At 38.3% G+C, this 20761-nt stretch carries 20 protein-coding genes; 5 read left to right on the top strand and 15 right to left on the bottom strand.

What is annotated here, in order from left to right; translation table 11 throughout:
- Window positions 1-223: 223 nt before the first annotated feature.
- From traG to BTR_RS08025, 13 genes are all read right to left on the bottom strand, one after another.
- A complete protein-coding gene (gene traG / locus BTR_RS08085) occupies window positions 224-2140 on the bottom strand; it encodes a Ti-type conjugative transfer system protein TraG (protein WP_012232127.1) in 1917 nt (638 codons plus the stop codon).
- A 145-nt stretch (window positions 2141-2285) separates the two neighbouring features.
- Window positions 2286-3920, bottom strand: coding sequence for a BID domain-containing T4SS effector (locus BTR_RS08080; protein WP_012232126.1), 1635 nt, complete (start codon window positions 3918-3920; stop codon window positions 2286-2288).
- A gap of 10 nt (window positions 3921-3930) precedes the next feature.
- Window positions 3931-4146, bottom strand: coding sequence for an antitoxin VbhA family protein (locus BTR_RS08075; RefSeq protein WP_012232125.1), 216 nt, complete (start codon window positions 4144-4146; stop codon window positions 3931-3933).
- 62 nt (window positions 4147-4208) lie between these two features.
- Entirely contained in the window at window positions 4209-5279 is a 1071-nt protein-coding gene (gene virB11 / locus BTR_RS08070) for a P-type DNA transfer ATPase VirB11 (RefSeq protein ID WP_012232124.1), read from the bottom strand.
- The gene (gene virB10, locus BTR_RS08065) at window positions 5276-6448 is read right to left on the bottom strand and encodes a type IV secretion system protein VirB10 (protein ID WP_012232123.1); all 1173 of its coding nucleotides are present in this window, start codon (window positions 6446-6448) and stop codon (window positions 5276-5278) included. Before virB10 ends, virB11 begins: the two co-directional genes overlap by 4 nt.
- Window positions 6441-7307, bottom strand: coding sequence for a P-type conjugative transfer protein VirB9 (virB9, locus tag BTR_RS08060; RefSeq protein ID WP_012232122.1), 867 nt, complete (start codon window positions 7305-7307; stop codon window positions 6441-6443). The genes virB10 and virB9 overlap by 8 nt, the downstream gene beginning before the upstream one ends.
- Entirely contained in the window at window positions 7304-8008 is a 705-nt protein-coding gene (locus tag BTR_RS08055; RefSeq protein WP_197537137.1) for a VirB8 family type IV secretion system protein, read from the bottom strand. Before BTR_RS08055 ends, virB9 begins: the two co-directional genes overlap by 4 nt.
- Window positions 7962-8276: a hypothetical protein gene (locus BTR_RS08050; protein ID WP_012232120.1), complete on the bottom strand. Its 315-nt coding sequence runs from the start codon at window positions 8274-8276 to the stop codon at window positions 7962-7964. Before BTR_RS08050 ends, BTR_RS08055 begins: the two co-directional genes overlap by 47 nt.
- A gap of 211 nt (window positions 8277-8487) precedes the next feature.
- Complete coding sequence (locus BTR_RS08045) at window positions 8488-9465, bottom strand: TrbL/VirB6 family protein (RefSeq protein WP_012232119.1); 978 nt, start codon at window positions 9463-9465, stop codon at window positions 8488-8490.
- Complete coding sequence (locus BTR_RS08040) at window positions 9452-9937, bottom strand: TrbJ/VirB5 family protein (RefSeq protein ID WP_012232118.1); 486 nt, start codon at window positions 9935-9937, stop codon at window positions 9452-9454. Before BTR_RS08040 ends, BTR_RS08045 begins: the two co-directional genes overlap by 14 nt.
- Window positions 9934-12288 carry a VirB4 family type IV secretion/conjugal transfer ATPase gene (locus BTR_RS08035; RefSeq protein ID WP_012232117.1) on the bottom strand — a complete coding sequence of 785 codons (2355 nt, stop codon included), beginning with the start codon at window positions 12286-12288 and terminating at the stop codon, window positions 9934-9936. Before BTR_RS08035 ends, BTR_RS08040 begins: the two co-directional genes overlap by 4 nt.
- A 22-nt stretch (window positions 12289-12310) precedes the next feature.
- Window positions 12311-12619, bottom strand: coding sequence for a VirB3 family type IV secretion system protein (locus BTR_RS08030; protein ID WP_012232116.1), 309 nt, complete (start codon window positions 12617-12619; stop codon window positions 12311-12313).
- On the bottom strand, window positions 12620-12940 hold the full coding sequence (locus tag BTR_RS08025) for a TrbC/VirB2 family protein (protein ID WP_012232115.1): 321 nt from the start codon (window positions 12938-12940) through the stop codon (window positions 12620-12622).
- A gap of 397 nt (window positions 12941-13337) precedes the next feature.
- Between BTR_RS08025 and BTR_RS08020 the strand changes: the two genes are divergently transcribed.
- On the top strand, window positions 13338-14054 hold the full coding sequence (locus tag BTR_RS08020) for a hypothetical protein (RefSeq protein ID WP_038473809.1): 717 nt from the start codon (window positions 13338-13340) through the stop codon (window positions 14052-14054).
- A gap of 137 nt (window positions 14055-14191) precedes the next feature.
- Here the strand turns inward: BTR_RS08020 and BTR_RS08015 are convergent, their stop codons facing one another.
- Window positions 14192-14551, bottom strand: a complete 360-nt coding sequence (locus BTR_RS08015; protein ID WP_012232113.1) for a helix-turn-helix domain-containing protein — start codon at window positions 14549-14551, stop codon at window positions 14192-14194.
- Window positions 14552-15787: 1236 nt separating this feature from the next.
- On the opposite strand from BTR_RS08015, the gene BTR_RS08005 reads away from it, so the two are divergent.
- Window positions 15788-16633, top strand: a complete 846-nt coding sequence (locus BTR_RS08005) for a TIGR01459 family HAD-type hydrolase (RefSeq protein ID WP_012232112.1) — start codon at window positions 15788-15790, stop codon at window positions 16631-16633.
- Entirely contained in the window at window positions 16633-17649 is a 1017-nt protein-coding gene (locus BTR_RS08000) for a bifunctional riboflavin kinase/FAD synthetase (RefSeq protein WP_038473803.1), read from the top strand. The genes BTR_RS08005 and BTR_RS08000 overlap by 1 nt, the downstream gene beginning before the upstream one ends.
- Before the next feature lie 591 nt (window positions 17650-18240).
- On the opposite strand, the gene BTR_RS07990 is transcribed toward BTR_RS08000, so the two are convergent.
- Window positions 18241-18570, bottom strand: a complete 330-nt coding sequence (locus BTR_RS07990) for a protein tyrosine phosphatase family protein (protein ID WP_012232110.1) — start codon at window positions 18568-18570, stop codon at window positions 18241-18243.
- 1310 nt (window positions 18571-19880) lie between these two features.
- On the opposite strand from BTR_RS07990, the gene parA reads away from it, so the two are divergent.
- Together parA and BTR_RS07980 are read left to right on the top strand one after the other, a co-directional pair.
- Window positions 19881-20507: a ParA family partition ATPase gene (parA, locus tag BTR_RS07985; RefSeq protein ID WP_012232109.1), complete on the top strand. Its 627-nt coding sequence runs from the start codon at window positions 19881-19883 to the stop codon at window positions 20505-20507.
- Window positions 20507-20734 carry a hypothetical protein gene (locus tag BTR_RS07980; protein WP_012232108.1) on the top strand — a complete coding sequence of 76 codons (228 nt, stop codon included), beginning with the start codon at window positions 20507-20509 and terminating at the stop codon, window positions 20732-20734. The genes parA and BTR_RS07980 overlap by 1 nt, the downstream gene beginning before the upstream one ends.
- The last annotated feature ends 27 nt before the right edge of the window (window positions 20735-20761 follow it).

Genomic DNA, 20761 nt, shown 5'->3' with positions numbered 1-20761 from the left:
TTCCTTTTTAGGGGGGATTGGTGTCGCTATTGGTTGGTGTATGGGGGGTATAGAGACTTTTTTAAGATCATGGGTGCTGGAAAGGCGATTCACAAAATATAAAAGGAAAAATCATGGATTTTTTTGCCCCTGTTTTTTTGTATGTAGATGTTTTTTTATAGGCTTTTAAAAAACAGGGATGTATGACTTTTTGTTGTTTTATTCAATATCTATAATGGGGAAGCTAGTTTTTCTTTTGTGGGGCAAAACGATTTTTTGCAGAAGCAGCTAACATTTCTTTTCTTCTGAAATAGATGGCACGGCCACATCGCAAGGGAGGTTGCCCTTGCATAAGAATAATTTGTTCATCTTGACGCATTTCTTGAATAACCTCGTGGGGTAAAATGAGAGCTCTTTGTTGGTAATTGATATTGTAAGAGCTCTTTCCTAAAGATAAACCTCTTGATTTGCTTACTCCGGTGACTTCAACGGTCATTTGACCACAGCGTTCTGAAATCTCTTTCGCTGTTTGGAGGTCTTTAATGGCAGCATAACTGACAAAGGAGCAGCTTTCAAACCATGAACGTGCCCCTGATTCACCAAAGTGATTGACCAACTGACCCGTGGATTGATAAAAGAGCATTAAGGATGTGCCGTATTTACGTCCACGATCACGAGCTTCTTCTAAAATATTCATATAGCCTAGAAGATCAACTTCATCTAAGACAAATAAAACACGCTTTTTATAGTTACCGTCTGCTGTAACCATAGCATTGAGAAAGGCACCAATAATTACACGTCCTATCGCTGGATAGCTGTTTAAAATGCTGGCGGGGAGATTGAGAAAAACATCTATATTACCATTGGCAATATCTGAGGAGGAAAAATCATCACCGCAGACAAGATCTGCGTAATTAGACAAAGAAAGCCATTGGGTGTCTTTTGAGGCAGTTGTATAGACTCCTGAAAAAGTTTGTTCTGCCATTTCTGTAAAAATACCCACCATTTCACGAATAAAAGGAGAAGGGGTTGTTTCTTGAATCATGCGTAATTGATTGATAATAGCTGTTTCTGATTGAGAGAGAATTCCACGCAATGTTTTTAAGTTGCGCTCATGGTCTTCATATTCATCAGAAAATATCACATGAGCAAGAAGAGCCGTTAAAAGATTATGGGCTTGTGTCGAGAAATATTCCGCCGAAGAATTGTCTGATTTTTTATCCGTGAGAAGCAATTTGGAAAAGCTAACAATATTTGCTTCACGTTGTGTGCGGGGTACACTGTCGTCTAAAAGCCAATCGATGACATTAAAACTTTTTGTTAAAAGTGAATTAGGATCAAGAATAATAACATTTCTATTGCCCATCTTTTGACGAGCAAATTTGACGATTGGGGCAACTTCTGTTGAAGGATCAAGACAAATAATAGACCCTGGATAGGTTAAACACGTAGGAATTACTGTACTTGTGGTTTTATAACCACCAGAACCAGCAAAAAAGATCATATGGGTTGAACCAAAATCAAGATTAAAGGTTAGCAAAGGTACTGCTCCACCTTTCCCCCATGTTGTTTTATTGCCAGGTGCAAATGGAATTTTGCATACATTATCTTGATCAACACGGTATCTTTCCCCCACAACAATTTGCCCATCGGCAGGAAAGATTTTTGCTGCTTCTCTTAAATCCATCCATGCCGCTCCCCCAAAAACCTCTTTTTTGGCACGCTTGACCTTATTTTTAGGTGGAGAGGTTGTAATGAATTGAATGAGAGAAAAAAAAGTACCAATGATGATGCCAAAGACAACCATAGGATCCATAAATTGAAGCGCATAACTCCACGTTATTCCTTGTTGACCAACATAGGGACTTAAGCGTTTTATTTCACTCCCAACATAGTAAAGAGCAATGGTTCCAAAAAAGACAACGGAGACAAAAGTAATTGTTTTACGTAGGTGTAGTTTTTGAGAGAGACTGTATAACAATGAAATAGCAGCTGTTAGTACTAAGATTAATAAAGGCTCTGAACGAAGAGTCCAATAAATTTGATTACTCTTTAGTCCATTTGTTATCAACAACAAAAAATGAGGGACAAGGAATATCGTTAAAGTACCTAAAGCAATAGGGATTAAAATAAGGACCATTTGTGTCTTGGTATATTTCATTGTATTTTGCTTTCAATTCTCTTTAGAATTTGCTGTGAAATGCTCTTTTTTTCAGATGTGTAATACTTCTTTTGCAAAGGCGTAGATAAGAATAACTCGTTTTTGTTTATGCGCGCTTCTCTTCAAAGGAAGGTTTTATCTGTTCTTAGCTGGCTATAGCGAGTACATTTGAATGGTTAACTGTGCGCGTGCAGGCTTGCTGGTGTACTTCTTTGGCTTGCTTAACGGTTTGTGTAATTTGCTTGGCTTTATTTTCTGAGACACCAATACTTTGAGCCAATGTTTCGTAATCATTATTTTTGACAGCTTTATGTTCAGTTGCTGAGAGGCGGCTATTGATGTTTTTTACAAGATTGCTCAGCTCTTTTTGAAGTCCAAGATTTTTTGCTAAAGATTCTTGCTGTAATTCTTTTGGCAAGGTGAAGAGATCTTGCAAGCTTTTACTGGGCATTTCTACTGTGGTTGCACGGCGTTTCTGTTCTGTTGCATGTTCTTGCGTAATTTCTTTCTCCGCATGTTTGACAGCATGCGCGAAATTTGCAACAGCACTACAGAGCATCTCAAGATGATTTTTAGCGTTTGCACGTGCCTGATTTTGGAGTCCACATAAACTGAAACCGGCAAGATGAGCAACAGAGTCGGGTGACCTCTCAATCTGCTCTGCAAGTTGCTGACCTAAGGCTGGATTTTTAATAATCGCAACCATCTTTTTGTCTAATGTTTTTGCGTTGTCATAAACAGTTTTTGACAATCGTTGGATTTGGTTTCGAGCGGTGTGGACACAGGCATCTTTTGCAATCATTTCAGCTTTTTCAGTTTTTGATAAAGGCGCTAATGTTTCTTTAGGAATGAGAATATTTTTTAACTCTTGGGTTTGTGAGGCAGTGAAGGTAAATTTATCACCAGGCTTTAATGTTTTGAGTTGTTCTGGTGTGAGATCTTCTTTATCACCGATGATGTAAGCGCCATTCACATTGAAAGCAAGGCTATCATGACCAGCCCCCCTATAGGTGCCCGTGTAAGTTTCACCTTCCTTTGTGACCATAACAGAACGATCATTAATATCGCGTCCAAGTTCTTTCATATTGCTCATGAATTCTTTTAAAAGATGAATTTTTTGGGGATTGGAGATATCTTCAAACAGATGTTGCATCGGTTCTAGATTGTCATTTTGTATTGCTGCAACACTAGCAACCAGCATGCGTTCTTTTGTAACAAGTGAAAAATCAAGCTGATGCTCTGCTGCTTGAGCAAGCTTTTCAAAAAAGAGGTGTATTGTATGTTCATTCCCATTTATGAATGGACGTATATTTTTGAGAGAGACAAAGAGTGGTACGGCTTCTGAAATAAAATCTTCGCGCGTTAAGCTTCTCAAAGCGTTTTTTTCTGCAAGTGTTTTATTTAATGTTTGTAAACCTTCTTCAATCTCATCATCATTCGCAAAAACATTGTTCCATTCCGCCCTTTTCATCTCTGGCATGGCGGTAACGCTTTCGTCTAAAAATGTAAAGGGAACATTGCGGGGCTGTCCTGCCCATTCAAAGGTATTTTTAAACAATTGATGGTGAATAGAGCATAGATAGGAGCTATCAAATTTTTCTGGTAGGGGGGCTTCACGCAGGTTAACTATGGCTTTTGCTGTATCATGCGTATATTTTGCAGTAAAAGCGTCAAAGTTTGTTATTCCATATTTATTTTTGAGTGTTGTGGTGTTCGGATAGACATAATGATGAGGAGAAGATGTCTCTATATTTTTGGTTTTTTCTTTGGCTTTTGGCATTGTCATCTCCTTATAATCTAGCGTTGTCCATAAGAGTGTTAAATTCCTCGAGTGAAATATTCCCTTTTGCATATTTTTCTAAAATTTTGAGCGTTGTGGAATGAAGCTTTATTCCCTCTATCGCATGGGTGTTGATGGCGGCATCAACGGTTTGGCGGCGTTGTTTTAATTCTTCTGCTGACATTGATAAAAGGTTTTCTCTGTTTTCTGTTGTTTTGGTTTTCATGTATTTTTCCTTTTATGGACAATCATTGCTTTAAAAGAGCCTTCAACCGATATGATCTTGTCTTAGTCACCGCCAAAAATGTTACGTTGCTTGAAGGGATCATAATAAATTTCTGTGACCTTAAATTTTCCTTCAACCCGTTTGCATTGGATGATAATATCAATCATTGAAATCAATAAACCTCGAATATCATCACGCTCTAAATCCCCCCCTCCTTCACTTTCTTTGACCAAAAGGGTCATTTGTTCAAAGGCTGCAAGGGCTGTTGATGCATGAACGGTCGTAATGGAACCTGGGTGGCCTGAATTGACATTGCGGATATAATAAAAGGCTGTACCATCTCGAAGCTCTTGCAAAAGAATACGATCAGGACGCATCCGTAAAGATGATTCAAGTAATTCTTTGGGACCAACAGAAGCTAAGCCTTGTCCATCTTTTGAATAGATCATCGAGACATGGTTAGGGTGCGGTATCACCAATTCCTGTGTGTCTTCAATGGTGATAATACGCTCGTCTTGAGGAATTTTTGCAATTAATGCCTTTGATAATGTTGTTTTACCCGAACCAGTTTTTCCTGCAATCAGAATATTTTTTTGGCATTTTACAGCCTGATTTAAAAAGGAAACAAAGTCTTTATTGCAGTAGGCATTGGCTAGATTATGCTCGATGATTTTGAGTTCGTTAAAACGCGCATGATAATCATTCAATGGTGTGAAAGAGACCTGCTCACATAATGAGAAGAGACCTTTATTGGCAAGCTCTTCGAGAGAAAAACTCTGCGACGATGGTTTACGAATTGTCATACTAATTGTGTCTTTTTCGACAGCGGGTGGAATGACAATTTGAATGCGCTCATTGCCTGGGAGAGTCGCTGATAATATTGGATTCCTATCTGATATATTTTGCTTAGAATAGGACGCGACAACTTTCGCAATTCCCATCAGTTCATTAAAAGAGAGAGCAGGTGCTTCTATCGTTTTCCACCCATCAATTCCTTCCGTCATCACTTGATAGGGACGATTGATAACAATTTCAAAAAGACCCTCATCTCTCAAAAAAGTACTGATAGGTTCAAGTTTTGTGAGAACAATCGCGACTGCTTCATCATTCATGGTGCGTAAATTTGGATTCATTTTAAAGGTATCGCAGAATTCTTGTAAAAGTTTCTTGAAACAGCCCGATTGATGATCTGCTTTTTGTTTTCGATGACTTTCAATTTATAAACGCTGGAAAAATCTAAATCGCGGGCAACAAAAACATTCACCATTTCACCTTGGTTTTTGGATAAAGTTGGAGGAATATTCGCGTAATTTTCGACAATAATATTTGCAATGTTTTGCCCTGAAGAGATTGTTTCATTCTCTTCTTTGTCTTGCTTTTTTGATAAACGTTTATTGGCATAGCTTGTTGCATCTTTTATGAGGGATACAAGAAGTGCAGATCCAATCCTCTCTAACCAATGATTATCAATATCACCGTCAATACCAGAACGCCCTAAACTGTCTGTTGCCGGTGAAGCTAAGGATATAATGATACCATTGGGGGTTTTTGCTCTATTCCATAGCACAAAGAGACGTTTTTGGCCTTTTTTCAAACCGGCGCGATATTCACCAACAATTTGGGTACCTTTATCAAGAAGAACAACGCGACCATTGTCTGATAAAATATCTCTGGAAACGATACAACTGGCAAACCCTTGTTGATCACTATTGATGGCGGTTTCTAAGATACAAGGGATAGAAGTTCCCATCGTGATGATATAATTTCGATTGCCAAGGGTTGAAGCACGAATACCTTCAAGCACTGTAGGTTTGAGAAGATGATTGAAGCGCTGTGTTGTCTCATCAGGCTTGCTTTCAAGTTGATGTGGCAAAGTGCCGTTATTTGCTTGTGAATTTGTTTTGCCTTGTTGTGTATTCGCGTAAGCTAATACAGGAGCACGTTGTGCTGCTTCCAACAGGGGATCATCAGAATTTAATTGATTGATGTTGGGGGTTGGTAGCTCGACTTTGGGTAACAGAGCGTTCTTTCTGTGAGCCGGTTCAACGGAGGGAGGAGCAGGCTGGGCAGGACGAAAAAGTTCTGTTTGTTTAATAACTTTACCTTCTTTTGATGCTTCTTTTGAAGATTCAATCGGTTGTTTTTTGTCTGTAACAAGCGTTGAATAGGCTAAATAAAGACAGACACTGAAAAGAATAACAAGAGCGATTGCTTTGCCTACATTGCTTTGTTGACTTTTTCCTTGAGCATTTTTTATTGTATCGCGATCGTTAATATTTTTTTCATCCACGTTGTTATTCATGGCTGTTTCCTATGTTCACTTTACGTTTTACAGATGGTGATGTTGTCCCTGTTTCAGGGTTAATTCCTTCTGGGACGAACCTTTTATTAAAGATGCACAAGACTTCATTACCACGCCGTAGCGTGAATTGTGCCGCTGTCGCATGAACAATAACCTGGTTGCCTTTAATTGATTTAGGAATGAGGGATTCTTGTCCATCAGGCGTTACAAGGTAAATGGTTGGGATTTCAACATTGCCTAAAAAGGTAAAGGTTGTTGTTTTTCCATTATCATAGACAGAAGTAGGTTCAATGAGGGTTGAGCCTTGGGCTTCATAAGCCCAATTGCGCGGTCCAAAATCTTCATGGATATTTAAAATATCATTGACAAAGTTTTCTTCACGTTGTTCGGCTTTTGCAGCTTCGGCTAATTTCTTACGCAAGGCTTCATCTTCTGGATAGCGAAACTTTACCAAGAAATAGGTCTCATTGCCGGCGGAAACATCGCCTTCACGGATTTGCAACTCAAATTGATAAGAGCGTTTTGTTCCATCTTGGCGGCTTGTGACGATTTGTAAATTAGTTACAGGTTGAACTTCACGCGGTTTGAGAAAAACAAAGTGGCCAGCTGGCGCAACTTGCCAAGCAACGGAATTTCCAATTCCTACATAGGTTACTTCTTCATCATCGGCAAATTCCAGTTGAACTGAAGAGCGAATGGAGCCAATGATTTGTACGACGTTGTAGGGGTCATAATTGATAAATCTGATGCGGTTATCTTTACGTGCACTGACAGGCGCTGTTTCCGCAAACGAGAGGACCGTATGAAAGCCGAGAGTGATCATAAAAGTTAAAAAGATTATTTGTAAAAGTCTGATCATTTTATCACCTCTGGATCAGATCTATATTCCGATACTTGAAAACCAAGGGGGTTGATGAGACGGTCAGAGGTTGAAATGTGTGCGTTAACATAAGAAAAATTTAAGATTGAAACCCAATGGGAAATAGTTTCTTTTTCACTAAAGTCTCTGACCGTTTTATAGTAACGAACTTGGATAAGATCTTTGCTTATAAAAGAGATTGATTTGATTGTGACTGTAGCAATCATGTTATGATAAATATTTTGTGGACTTTCTGGATTATTGCCCGCGTACCATTTTGCAAAACGATTTTGTTCTTTTGGAGAAGATAAAAGAGAGACTAAGCGAAAACTGTTTTCTGCCTCTGATGCTTGAAAACCTTCACGAGCACGAACATATTGGCTAGCAAAATAACGCGTTATCGCTTCATCATAGTCGCTAGGGGATTCTTTTAGGGCACTTACAGTATCGATGATGCCTGTTGAGTTATCAACGCGGATAACAAAAGGTTCTACAGTTTTCAAGGGCGTCAAAGCTGCGACAGCCAAAGCGAGCGCAATTGTCATCAATCCAAAAAGCACTGTTAAAGCCATGGAAATTTTCATCCGCACGCGCATGCCATGCATGCGATCAATGTCAAATGAGCGTGCTTCTTTTATATATTCTTCAAGGGCATCACTTTTCACGCGTAACCTCCACAGTTTTATCAAATTGTGCTTCATGAATAACCGGCTTTAATAAAGCTGGATGAAGTGTTAGGTTGGCTGTTTCTTTTTCACTATCTAAAGTATTGAGAATGATGGGTGAGGTAACAGGTTTTACAGCCTTTTCTTGCAGGACAATATTTTTATTGTTCCAATCCCACTTATCTTTATTTAAAGCACGCGTATGTTTGCCATTACAGCGTGGTGGTTTTTTAGGTCCACTCAAAGAAGCACAGCCGGTAAGGGCGATTGTTAGGATCATAACAAAAGTTATTTTTCGTTTCATTTTTTGAACTCACAAATATCTTGGAATGCAATGCATAAGAGCTTTTATTCCTGAACACTTTTATAAATTTATGTGATGTAATATTGTGATTGATTTTGTTGTAAGACCTAGGATTTTAGGTCTTTCATGGAACAGGATCACGGTGCGTGCGCCAAAGGGCGCACGCAAGGCAAAAACAAAAATGCTCATTCTTTTAAGGAGGTGCTTTATCTTAAAACCGACCACGACCACCTCCAAATTTGCCTGCTTTTGCCGCTGCACCTTTAGCGGCATTACCGGCAGCCCCTGAGACTTGTAAAGCGGCACTCTTTACGGCATTGCCACTTGATCTTGCACCATTGGCAATCATCGTGAAAATCTGACCTCCTGAAGAGACACCAGCGCTAAAGTATGGTCCGCCAGAGGCGAGTGCTGTTGCAATACCGGGAAGCGCGCGGAAGATAATAACCCCTATGATCGAAATGACGATGACAGGAGGGAAAAGAACATAGATTGAATCATATGAAACTTTGAGAACTTGCAAGATAACTTGACATATAATGGTTCCAAGCATAATCACAAGAACTTGTAAAATGGTAAAATTGATCAAAGTTGTAATCCATGCATCGGAGTATTTTCGTGTTGCATTGAACAAATATAAACTAATGAACAGAGGTCCAAGACCTATAATCATCACGAGTGCAACTTGTGCAAACATTTGAACAATAAAACCACCTATACAAAAGAGAATAACAGCGAGAAGCATTATAGAACCAAGAAGCCCCACAACGATCTTTTCAAAAAACCAAGCATTGTATAAGACGTCTTGATAGCGTTTACTTGCTTTTAACAAAATATAATCAAAAACATTGGAGTTTGCAGGATTGCTGTTTAGCGCGTTTCCAATAGCATTGGATAAATCATTGAAGAAAATATCTTTGACATATGTATTAAACGTCTCCGCATTCGTTGCCATTGTTGTCACAACGACAATTTTAACAACGTTGTTAAGAAGACTATGCATGGAAAGCGCAACGCGACCTGTCATAACATTATAGCCATAAAGGAAGATAAAAATGATTGCGGCAAGATTTAAGGGGGCTGAAATAGCAGAAGATAACCCACTCACCGTTGTGTCCATCACATTGTCGAGAGGTTTCAAAATATACCCAGAAATGCTTTCAAAGGGAGAGAAACTATAGTCTGACATCTGTATGCGCACTTTCAATTTTTTCTTTTAATTTTTTTTCTTTTTCGTCTAATGTTGCTTCAAGTTTTTTATGCTTTTCTTTCTCCTTTTCTTCACGGAGTTCATCTTTTGTCTTCGTATCTCTTGCTTGAATCATATCAAGAGACTGAAGTTTTAAAGAACTCGCTTGAAGACTTGCTTGAAGAAGAGAAAGATTCACTTGAAGATCTTGCCGAAGAGCTTGTAATTCTTCAGGTTTTGCCTCTGCTTTTGATTGAATGTTTTCAAGCTGGCTTTTGATTTCTTTGATTTTATTTGCAGTTTCAGTCGCGCTTTTATAAATACTTTCAGCCGTTTCTGATTTTGCAGCATCTAATTTTTGTGTGTTTTCAAGTGCTTGTTTATAATATTCATCAGCATCTGGTGCCATTTGTGCTATTGCATGAGAAATAAAAGAAAAAGATAATAGTGTCACTAAGCCATATTTTTTCATTGATTTTTTCTCCTTTGATAAAATATGGGCAGCCATTTTTCAGGATCTGTTCCATATTCGTTTATAATTTCATTCATGAGTTCAATATTTTTAGTTGTGCCGCTTAAAACGGCGATCTCATCGTTCATTCCACGTAAGTTAAGTTCTGCAACAACAGAGCTTTGTCCTTGCTTGACGAGAAAACGACGGGATTCTCTGCTTAATTCTGACTGTATCAGTTCAAATTCGCGCTCAGTGAGTTTAAAAGCCTCGACATAATCATTGTAATTTGCTTTTTGATTGGGAAAAAATATTTGAGTGGGGCATTGCTCAATAATTGTGTGCGCAATTGTGGAGTTTAGAGCATCTCTGGGGCTTTGTGTCGCAAAGAGCATTAAGCCGTTTTGTTTACGAATTGTTTTAAGCCGATCTTGCGCAAAAGCTTTGAATGAATCATCTTCCAAAGCTTTCCAGAACTCATCAACGACAATAATGATGCGTCGTCCATCAATCAGATCAAGAATGCGGTGAAAGAGATACATCATTAAGGGACGCCGAATTTCTTCGTTGTCTAAGAAATCGGTCATGTCATAGCCAATGAATTGTGCATTTAAGTTGAGATCATCTTGATCATTATCAAAAACCCATCCTAAATCATTGCCTCTAATCCAGCGTTGTAACCGCATGGCAATTCCTTCTTTGGATGTGTTGTCAAAAAACAGCTGAAGGGCACCAAGAGAGCGTTGTGTTGGGGGTAAGTTTTCTAAGGAATCAATGGCTTTGGCAATATCTTGTCGCTCTTCTTCGGTCACCGTTTGCCCTTCAGGGGTCACAAGCTTTAAGATCCAATTACGAAGAAAGATTTTATTTTTTTCATTGTATTCCATGCCCTTTAAGGGAGCAATACCGGTGGGCTGTCCATTTTTTAAAGGCTTATATTTTCCACCGCCAGCGCGTACAAAAATCTCTGCTCCTTGATCTTTGTCAAAAAAAACCATTCTTGGATTGTGTTTTTGTAATTGTGCAAGAAGAAAATTAACAATCACTGTTTTACCAGAGCCTGACGGACCACAAACAAAAGTATTCCCGAGATCACCATAATGAAAATTAAAATAATAAGGTGAACCAGCCTGTGTTTTTAGCAACGCGACAGCAGCGCCCCAAACATTATCGTTTAATTTGCCAACGGGAAAAGAATGGAAGGGTGATAAAGCGGCAAAGTTTCTACTGGTGATGGCGCCTGAACGCGCACGATAGCTAAAGTTTCCAGGAAGTTGTGCCCACCATGCGGCTTCCAATCCTAAATCTTCTCTAGCAATTACAGCTCCCCCATTGGTTAAATGGGAACGTGCTTTTGATAAGTTTTCAGTCAATATTCTTGGATGATCTGCAAAAACGGCTAAAGAAATGTGATGTTCGCCTAAAACAAAACGGTTTGATTCCAAATCATCGAGGGCTTCATCCAGTGCGTCAATTTGTGAGCTCGCACGATCGGCCGCATTAATCATTTGATTTTGTTTGCGGCTCATAATGGCACTAGCAGCCGCTTTACTTTTAAAAACAAAGGATTGTGTTAAGATGAATTCAAATGGTACCGTAAGCAAACCATCGGTCATCCCTGGGCGTGTTTTAGAAGGGTATTCCTTCCATCCAAACATGCCAACGAACCGTTCATTGCTCTCATGACGAATTTCGATAATTTCTTTCCCAAAAATAACACGATCTGAGTAAATCGTTGAGGCAATGGTGCCAAATGTAAGAGGAATACGTTCACGTCTTCCACCCACCAGCTGGTGGAGAAATTCACTTTGTTCGGAAAATAAAAGTCCTTCGTGCTCATAGATTGATAGGAGACGAACTTTATATTCTTCCAAACCTTGCATGAGATCTTGGCTTAGCTCTTCGAGTTTACGAATGGCTTCCTCATCGGGTTCAGATTGTGTTTTTTTTGCTTTGCTCAAGCGCTGAAAAAATGCAACCAATCGTTCTGTTTTATCTGCTGCGGGATTCCAAAGCAGTGAAATAAATAGATCATTTCGATACAGCTCTTGCGAAACCATTTTCTTTTTATATTTTTCATCTAATTTTGTTGCAAAAGATGAAAGAAAATGGCCTTCTGGATAAATCGTTTCACGACGGCGGATGATGTGAGAATATAAAGCAACCCGCTCGTCTGCAATATTTTTAAAAAGAGTGTTTAATTGGTTGTGTAAAGAATTTAATTGATCAATATCTGCAGTGTCAAAATTTACACCTTCAACGGCCAACACAACCATCAAACAGCGTGAACTTAAAGCAATGACATGCTGGTTAATGTGGCGTATATAGGGAATATATTCTTCAGGCAAAGTTTCCCGTTTCATCATTGACATCTGTTTCACCGGTTTCGTTCCTTCAGCTTAGTTCCTTATACGTGCGGACAAGGCGTAAAGGGGAGGTTGAACCTCCTCCCCATCGGTTGAGGTTTTTTTGTTTTCCTCGTGTATTGAGCCATGCAAATAATACGCGAAATTGGTTGTGGTCATACCTTGTCACTTCTCGCAAAATAAAATGCATCCCAATCCCAAGACCAAACATGGTAAAATCACTGGTCAAAATGAAAAGAACGGATGTCGCCATGACATTGAGCGCCATCGCTTCCATTGTAACACCAGCAAACATGGCTGGGCGCGTGCAGGCAAGGAAAAGAGTATCTTCGTTCATTTATGTTGTGCCCGCTAATTTAGTGACGAGAGTAGGGGCACCAAACACAATAGCAATTCCTAGAACACAGTAAGCTGCTTTGCGTAAATCAATAAAGCCGTACATCCAGCCAATCCCCACAGCAGCAACACATATAATAGCAATGAGCCTTGCCGTTCCACCCGTCATCATTGTGACAATGTTGCCTAAAACACCATCAAGATTTCCCAGACCACCTCCATTTGCAGCAGGAGCAGCATAAGAAAAATCAGATATAAACACTGCCGTAAAAAGCAGCATGGTCACGATAAAAATGATGTTTTGGAATCTATTATCTGTCATTTTACCTCTCTTTAACAAACAATATTTGTTCATCTGTCGACATTCCATTGCCTCTAACAACTGGAGAATTCTGTTATTTTATGACAGTCTAAACTCCTCGTTTTTTTGTTTTAAAAGTCCTGATAGTAGATCTCTTCACTCTCAAACTTTTCTTCTTAAAGAGACAGAAGTCTTTTCAAATTGAGATTGTGTTATATGAAAATGGCAATTTTAAGTTGTATCTTTTGGTAAAAATAACAATATTAAAACAAGGCAAGAAAGAATATTATTCTTTACAAAATGTAGTTAATCTGCGACACTTATATTTGGATTTTTTCTTTAAAAACAAGGGGATTGCTGGTAAATGATCTGACAAGGATAGGAAAACAATGAATTTTTTGAGCGAGCGTGTTAAGAGATGCTATTTAAAGTGATTGTTATTATTTACATTATGGGGTCCATAGTGTGGGGATTAAGCCAATATAAAGATAAAATAGATTTCAGCATTCTTGAAACATTGAAGATGCAAGATATTGTCGATCTCTATCAAGAAGAAAAAAAATTGAGTCAATCGATCACTCAACAACCATTAGAAAAAAATGAACCAGCACTCGATCTGCAGAAGAGTGTTGCATCAAACGATATTGCTAATAATGCTGTTGTTTTTCATGGTAGGGCATCTGTTACAAGTGGGGTTACATTTAAATTACTAACACCTTCTGCACAATCTTGGCGATCCCGTATTACCCGTGATATTCATCTTTATGGTGTGGACACATGCGCACCACGCCAAAAAGCAAAATTAAAGGATCAAGAATGGCCCTGTGGTGCAGTTACAATGGCTTGGCTTGTTACAAAAACACTTGGTCAGGATTTATCTTGTAAGCAGGCTTTTATGCACAATGGTGTTTATTATGCGCAATGTTTTGTTCAAGGGGTTGATTTGGCGGAAGCCGGTCTTGCAGAAGGTATGTTGGTCCTTTCAAAGGAGGGTAAAAATCCTATTCCAACACAGTATCATCATGCGGAAGAAAAAGCACGTGACAACAAGATTGGTCTTTGGTCAAGTCATTTCACTGAACCTTTAAAATGGCGGCGTGATAATGGATCTTACAATCCGTTTGAAGGTCCATGATCGGTTTTATTGATTTTTCTTGATGTTTATTGCAAAAGTGTATGAGATCGGGAAAAACTTTACTTATAAGTCTCATGAAATGCTGTTCTTTGAGATAGAAAGCAGATTAATAAAGTATAGAAACTATTTAAAACGTTTTAATTCTGATCAGAAATTAATTTTAAAATGGTTTTCTGTTTGACAGAGGTCAGGACTCTAAAGCTTTTTAAAAGCAAAAATTCTTCTTTGCTTGATGCAATTTCTTCATGAGGGTACGAGGTGTTTTCGTTTGTGATGATATCCGTGTAAAAAAAGAAAACCGGAACATTCAAAATATCGGAAATTTCCTTTAACCGCCCTGCGCTTACACGATTTAAGCCTTTTTCATACTTTTGAATTTGTTGAAAACTTACCCCTAAAGCGTCTCCTAAGGTTTTTTGAGACATTCCTAATATTTTTCGCTTCAAGCGAATTTTTTTGCCAACAAAAAGATCAATATTAAGGTTCTGAGCTTGCATTTGCCCCCTCCGGTTGCGAGCGCCCTCGCATTGGTATTCCGGGAGTCTAAAACTGAAGCTAAATCAGCATTTTGCTTTTAGTGCTTACAGCACTTGGACAGTGCAAAATCTCCCGGAATTCCGGGATATCCGCAAAGCGGAGTAAATTTTTATTTTAGCTTTCGGGTTTTAGAGCCCTATTGGTTGCTGCGTATGCGACAAAAACACCTCCATTCATAAAGTAATTTTTCTTGAAACGGATAGCTTTTTTAATAAAAGGCTTGTTTGCCTTTCAATTTTTTTAAGATTTGCTCAGCAAAATTATGTCCTCAGCCCTGAATTTGGCGAAGAAAGCAAGAGAAACCCGTGGGTTTAATTAAGCCCCTAGGGGCGCTTAGTGAGGTCCTTGTCTCTAAGCAAAATGGTTTGTTGTTATGCGGCTGAGATATCATAATGAGAGGGAAAAGCTTTCATCAGTGAACATCCCTCATGCAAAAAAATAAAAACAGAATAGATCGGATTGTTCGGATATTTACGAGTTTGTTTTAAAGGAACATTTCTCAATGCTCGAGATCATTTCATAACGGCACTTCTTGAAGAGTATAAAGTAAAAGCTTCTATGGATAGAATAAAAGCTATACTTCTATCTTTACTGAAAAAAGATGTACGACGGCATATACTCTACATACTCTTTGATCGTCCAAAATATTACGACAGTTTTTACATTTGAGAGAGATTATTAAGAGGTGTTTTATTTCTTTCTTCAAGTGTTTTTATCTATACGTTCAGCCCACTTATAATGTGCAAGAAAATAGTTTTTGATTAATTCAATATAAACAGATTTGAAATGAAAAAAGATATTCGGGTTTTCATTATTCGTGAGTAATAAATTATTGTTATAAATCAATTTGTTATCTTGAAGAAAGCGATTTTTAAAGGGGAACGTTATTCGTTTATTTTCCAAGTAAAAAACTTGAGTGTTTTCACTAAAAAACTGTATTAACGCGGTTGTTATTAGAATTGAAATTTTTATGAGAAAAATGAGTGTTTGAGAATGATAAGCTTTTACGATCAAGCGTTTTAGAATTTTGCACAATTTAATGATAACTTATTTATTTTATCATTTCTTATGATCTCTATAGACGATAAAAAGTTGGGATATGGTTTGAGAAAGCAGATGACAGGACTCTTATCTTTCGATAAGTAGTTTTGAAGTAAAAGACAGCTTGATCAATGACAAAGAGAGATAGGTGCACCATGAATGAACTGACCCATATTGAGACTGTTATAGCGCATTATGATGCTGTTTTTTGTGATGTGTGGGGTGTTGTGCATAACGGTGTGCAGGCATTTGAGCCAGCGTTGGAAGCATTATATAAAATTCGACAAATGGAAAAAAGTGTCATTTTATTGACCAATTCTCCTCGACTACAGGGAGATGTTGCGGACCAATTACAAAGCATGAATATTCATAGTGATTATTATGATGCCATTATCACTTCAGGAGATGTAACACGTGATCTCATTTGTGCTGGGCCGCGTAAAGTTTTTTTCATTGGTCCACAACGTGATTTGGTGCTGTTTGAAGGGTTAGCGTGTGAATTTGTTGAAGAATGGGAAGCTTCTGTGGTCGTTTGTAGCGGTTTTCTTGAAGATTTTGATGAAGAACCCTCGGCTTATGAGGAGATGTTTCGTCGTATGCGCGTGCGGAATTTACCTTTTATTTGTGCTAATCCTGATGTGATTGTCCATTATGGAAATAAGGAATTTTGGTGCGCTGGTGCATTGGCGCGTCTTTACCAACAATTAGGAGGGGAAGTTCGCATTGCTGGAAAACCTCATGTGCCTATTTATGAATGTGCCTTTGAAAAACTTCAAAAAATACGTGGGACAGTAGAAAAAAGTCAAATTTTAGCTATTGGTGATGGTCTTTTGACGGATATTAAGGGGGCGGCTCATTTTGGTCTTGATGCCCTTTATATTATGGGGGGGATTCATCGTTATGATTATATGCAAAATGATGTGGTGGATAAGCAAGCTTTGCATTCTTTTCTAGAACGTCATGGTTATAGGCCACAAGCAATCATGTGGGCACTTCAGTAATGGTTAATTTTTTGCGTCTTCAGGGAACCCATATGTTTCCCTCGGCTTGGCGGGGAGTTGTGTTGGCACTTGGAAATTTTGATGGTGTTCATCGTGGGCATCAGGTGGTGTTGCAAAAAGCGCTTGATTTCGCGCGGATAAAAAACAAACCCGCTGTTGTTTTAACTTTTGAACCTCATCCAAGAAGTTTTTTTCAACATTCAGCTCCTGTCTATCGTTTGACAGAGGCGGTTGAAAAAGCTGAAATTTTTAAAATTCTTGGCTTTGATGGCGTGATTGAACAGCCGTTTGATGCACAGTTTGCCGCTCTTTCAGCAGATGAATTTATCAAGTCGATTTTAAAGGAAGCCTTTGATGTTTCCGTTGTGGTGACAGGCGAAAATTTTCAATTTGGTCATCAGAAAAGTGGAAACGTCCATCTTCTTTGCCAAAGAGGAAAAGAAGATGGATTTCAGGTTGTGCAAGTTTCTTGCGTTTCTGATCCATCCGTTTCTCGTCATCAAGATTCACAACCGTTGATCATTTCTTCTAGTTTTATTCGGCAACTTCTCTCTCAAGGGGAAGTGGACAAAGCAGCCCATTTGTTAGGGTATCACTATCGGGTGTGCTCCAATATTATTCAAGGCGACAAACTTGGACGCCTTTTGGGATTTCCTACCGCTAATCAGATGTTGCCTCCTCAAGTTCGTTTGGCACATGGCATTTATGCGGTACGCCTGCGTCGTGCAGACGGTGTTTTGTATGATGGGGTTGCAAGCTTTGGGTGTCGTCCAACGGTTGTTAAAGATGGAGCGCCACTTTTGGAAACTTATTTGTTTGATTTTAACGACGACCTTTATGGGGAAAGCTGTACCGTTTCTTTTTTCCAGTTTTTGCGCGGACAAGAAAAATTTGATGGGCTTGAACCTTTGATTGCACAAATGCACCGTGATGAAAAAAAAGCAAAAGAAATTTTAAAGACAGTACAACCATTATCACAGTTAGATAGGCTGCTTACTTTTAAAAATATACTCTAAGTTTATCTGAAAAAGAAAGAAAAGCTGTAAAAATAGCACTTAAAGTGATGATAATCACAAAGATATATTCCAAAACATCATGGAATATACGTTTTTCACGTTGTTGAGAGGGAGAATCGAATATCTGAAGATCTGATTTAAGCATTATCTTTTTCAAAGTTAATTTTATGGCTTTTGTTATCATTTAAGATTTTACTGCTTGTTTCTTTCTGATCCGTTAAAATCCATGATGAAAAGTACATGAATAAACACACAGCGTATTTGAAAAAAATCGATGAGAAGAAGAGAAAATACAGTTTTTAAGATTTTTTGCGCTTTAACTTTAGAATTTCACAAAATTTGAAATCGATATTTTTTTTATTTTAAAAGTTTATCGTTTTATCAATTTGCATGCGTTTTTATGGTTTCAGGAGTGGATATTTGTTGTATCTTTAAGAGAAAATTGCTTATCGACTTGTATGAAGTGTCCACCATGAAGGGAGAAGTTCAAGTGGAAGGTGTGAGACTAAAATTATTGACCGACTCTTGTTTACAGATTGGTGTGAATTAAAAATTTTTTGTCTTTTAGAGTGTGTGAGGAGCGTATGAAATCTATAGACGTGCTAAACGATAAAGATGCAGCGAACGCGTTCCATGATAGCAGTAAGCGAGAAGAGGGAGAGACGCTGTTTTTAAAATTGTTTTCATGGTTTCAACATCTGCTTTTTCTATGGTCGGAGGAGAAATGGGAATGTAATAGGCTTGTATGCCATAGTCGTTTGCAACCGCTTTAATGCTTGAAAAATCAGGTTGATGAGGTCCCTCGTGATCGGGACGGTTACAGATGATTGTTTTAAAACCAGCTTCTGCCAATGTTTTGATATCTTCTATGCTAATTTGGGGGCCGATAAAAATATCAGGGTCAATTTGTTGTAAATTCATTTTTGTTTATTCCCAATTGCACGATTTTTACGATACCCTTAAGTTTATAAAAGAACATGATGAAGGTAAGATCTTTCAATGGCATCTTAACAAAAATATTCTTTTTGTCGAGAAGACTGCCTTGGAAAAACGCACTGTAAGATGCAAAGCTTCTCAACGCCGCAATATGTTTACTATTCGATCTTGTACAATGAATTGATTTCTAATGATAATTGAGCATTTCTTAACTTGAATTAGACCTCTGAAATGCGTAAAATTCTCTTGTTTTAAGTTTGTTTCATTTTGCATCAATCAAGATCCCTTGTTTGCACGTTATAAGTGGGAACCTCAATAAGTGGAACCTCATGCGGAGTGAAACTATACAAGATAAGGACAAAAAATATTTTTTCATGAATCGTTGCGAAGACCAAGATCCTGTGTAACATCACGAGATGGCAAGAGTGTGTGATGGGGGCGGTTTGCTCCTTCTCTCAAGCGGAAAGATATAGGGGTGTTCAATAAATTTACCATTATGAAAGGTAATGCTCTCTATGAATTACTTATTGTTCTCACGAAGTGTAGAACATCCTATTGTGTTGCTTGTTTATGCGTAGAGCTATTCTTATTTGTCTCCAAGCTTATTTTACTCTTTTTACTCTGTTGCGCATAAAGAGTATAAAATTCATTGTATATGCCCCTCTTTAGTTCAAGAAAAGGGACAAGCCTGCATTATCATACCTTCCTCACTATCAATGCTGCCAACAGTTCTTAATATTTAAGACATTTCATAAGAAGTGTTTTTATTCCTTTTTTTCAGTGTTTATTCTCATATGTCAGCTCTACTTGTGATGGTAGACGACAAGCGATTTTAATTGATTGAATATAAGAGAGAAAAAACGAGAGAATTTTATGGACTTCTGTTCTCTCATTCAACCTGTAAAACCATGAATTCTCCTTGCTAATTTGCTATCTATTCAGGGCAGAGCTTATTTGTCGAGTCCTATGTAGTGAAACCCTATGAAGGGTAGCCCCAAGAAGTAAAGATTATGGAGAGACCATTATTTATAGGTTAGCGCAGATTTAAGAAATTTTCATTTTAAGGCGGGGAAAGAAGCCCCTATTTCTTGTTTCAATTTATCTTTTATTCGCAAGAACACTCCCTTCATAATATTTGGGGCTCATGCTAAAAGAGTATTATAAAGATAAAATTGGGGGCTTTTGTTTTTATCATAAAAATTAAGACAAATGGTTGTTTTTCAGGTGTTGTATGCTTGCTTCTTTTATTATTTTCAGTATAATCGCAAAAACGATAATACTGAAAGACGTAATGAATGATCATTGGACTTTTGAATCAAAAAGGGGGTGTCGGAAAAACCACTTTGAGCGTGAATCTTGCAGCCAGTTTTGCACGTACCGGTGCACGGGTATTGCTTATTGATGTTGACCCACAGGGGAGCGCATTGGATTGGGCTGCTGCGCGTGAAGAGGAGCCTTTATTTTCAGTTATTGGTTTACCACGTGCAACAGTTCACAAAGAGATTACACAGATTGGTCATGGTTATGATCATATTATTATTGATAGTCCTCCGCGTGTGACTGATCTTGCGCGTAGTGCTCTTATGGCTTCGGATTTTGTGCTTATACCTGTTTTGCCTAGTCCCTATGATATTTGGGCTGCTGATGGAATTGTAAAGCTGATTGACGAAGCACGCGTTTATAAAGAAAATCTCAAATCTGCTTTTGTTATTAATCGTAAAATAGTCAATACAGCAATAGGGCGTGATGTGAATGAAGCTCTTAGCATATATCCCGTGCATGTTCTTTCTTCGAGCATTGCGCAACGTGTGATTTTTGCTGAAGCTGCTGCACAGGGCAAGGCTGTTTACGAAGTGGATAAGCAAGGACAAGCAACCGCAGAGATTGAAGCTGTTGCAGCCGAAATCAAGGAGTTAGCGTGATGAATAAAAAAATTAAAATTGGCACGAAACCAACCAATAAATCCATTCCTTTAACCGCTGATGCATGGGTGGAAAATAATAAAGGCAGTGTGGATGGCGGTATGAAGCGTCTCACAATTGATGTGCCGGAAAATTTGCATCGGTTAATTAAGGTTAGTTGTGCAAGTCGTGGAACTAAAATGGCCGATGAGGTGCGCGAATTGCTTTCAAAAAAATACGGAAAATAAAAGATAATATACGATAATAAGTGTGCG

Source organism: Bartonella tribocorum CIP 105476 (assembly GCF_000196435.1).
Lineage (GTDB): Bacteria > Pseudomonadota > Alphaproteobacteria > Rhizobiales > Rhizobiaceae > Bartonella > Bartonella tribocorum.
Note: the sequence above shows the minus strand (reverse complement) of the source record. Positions and strands in the feature narration are given on the sequence as shown.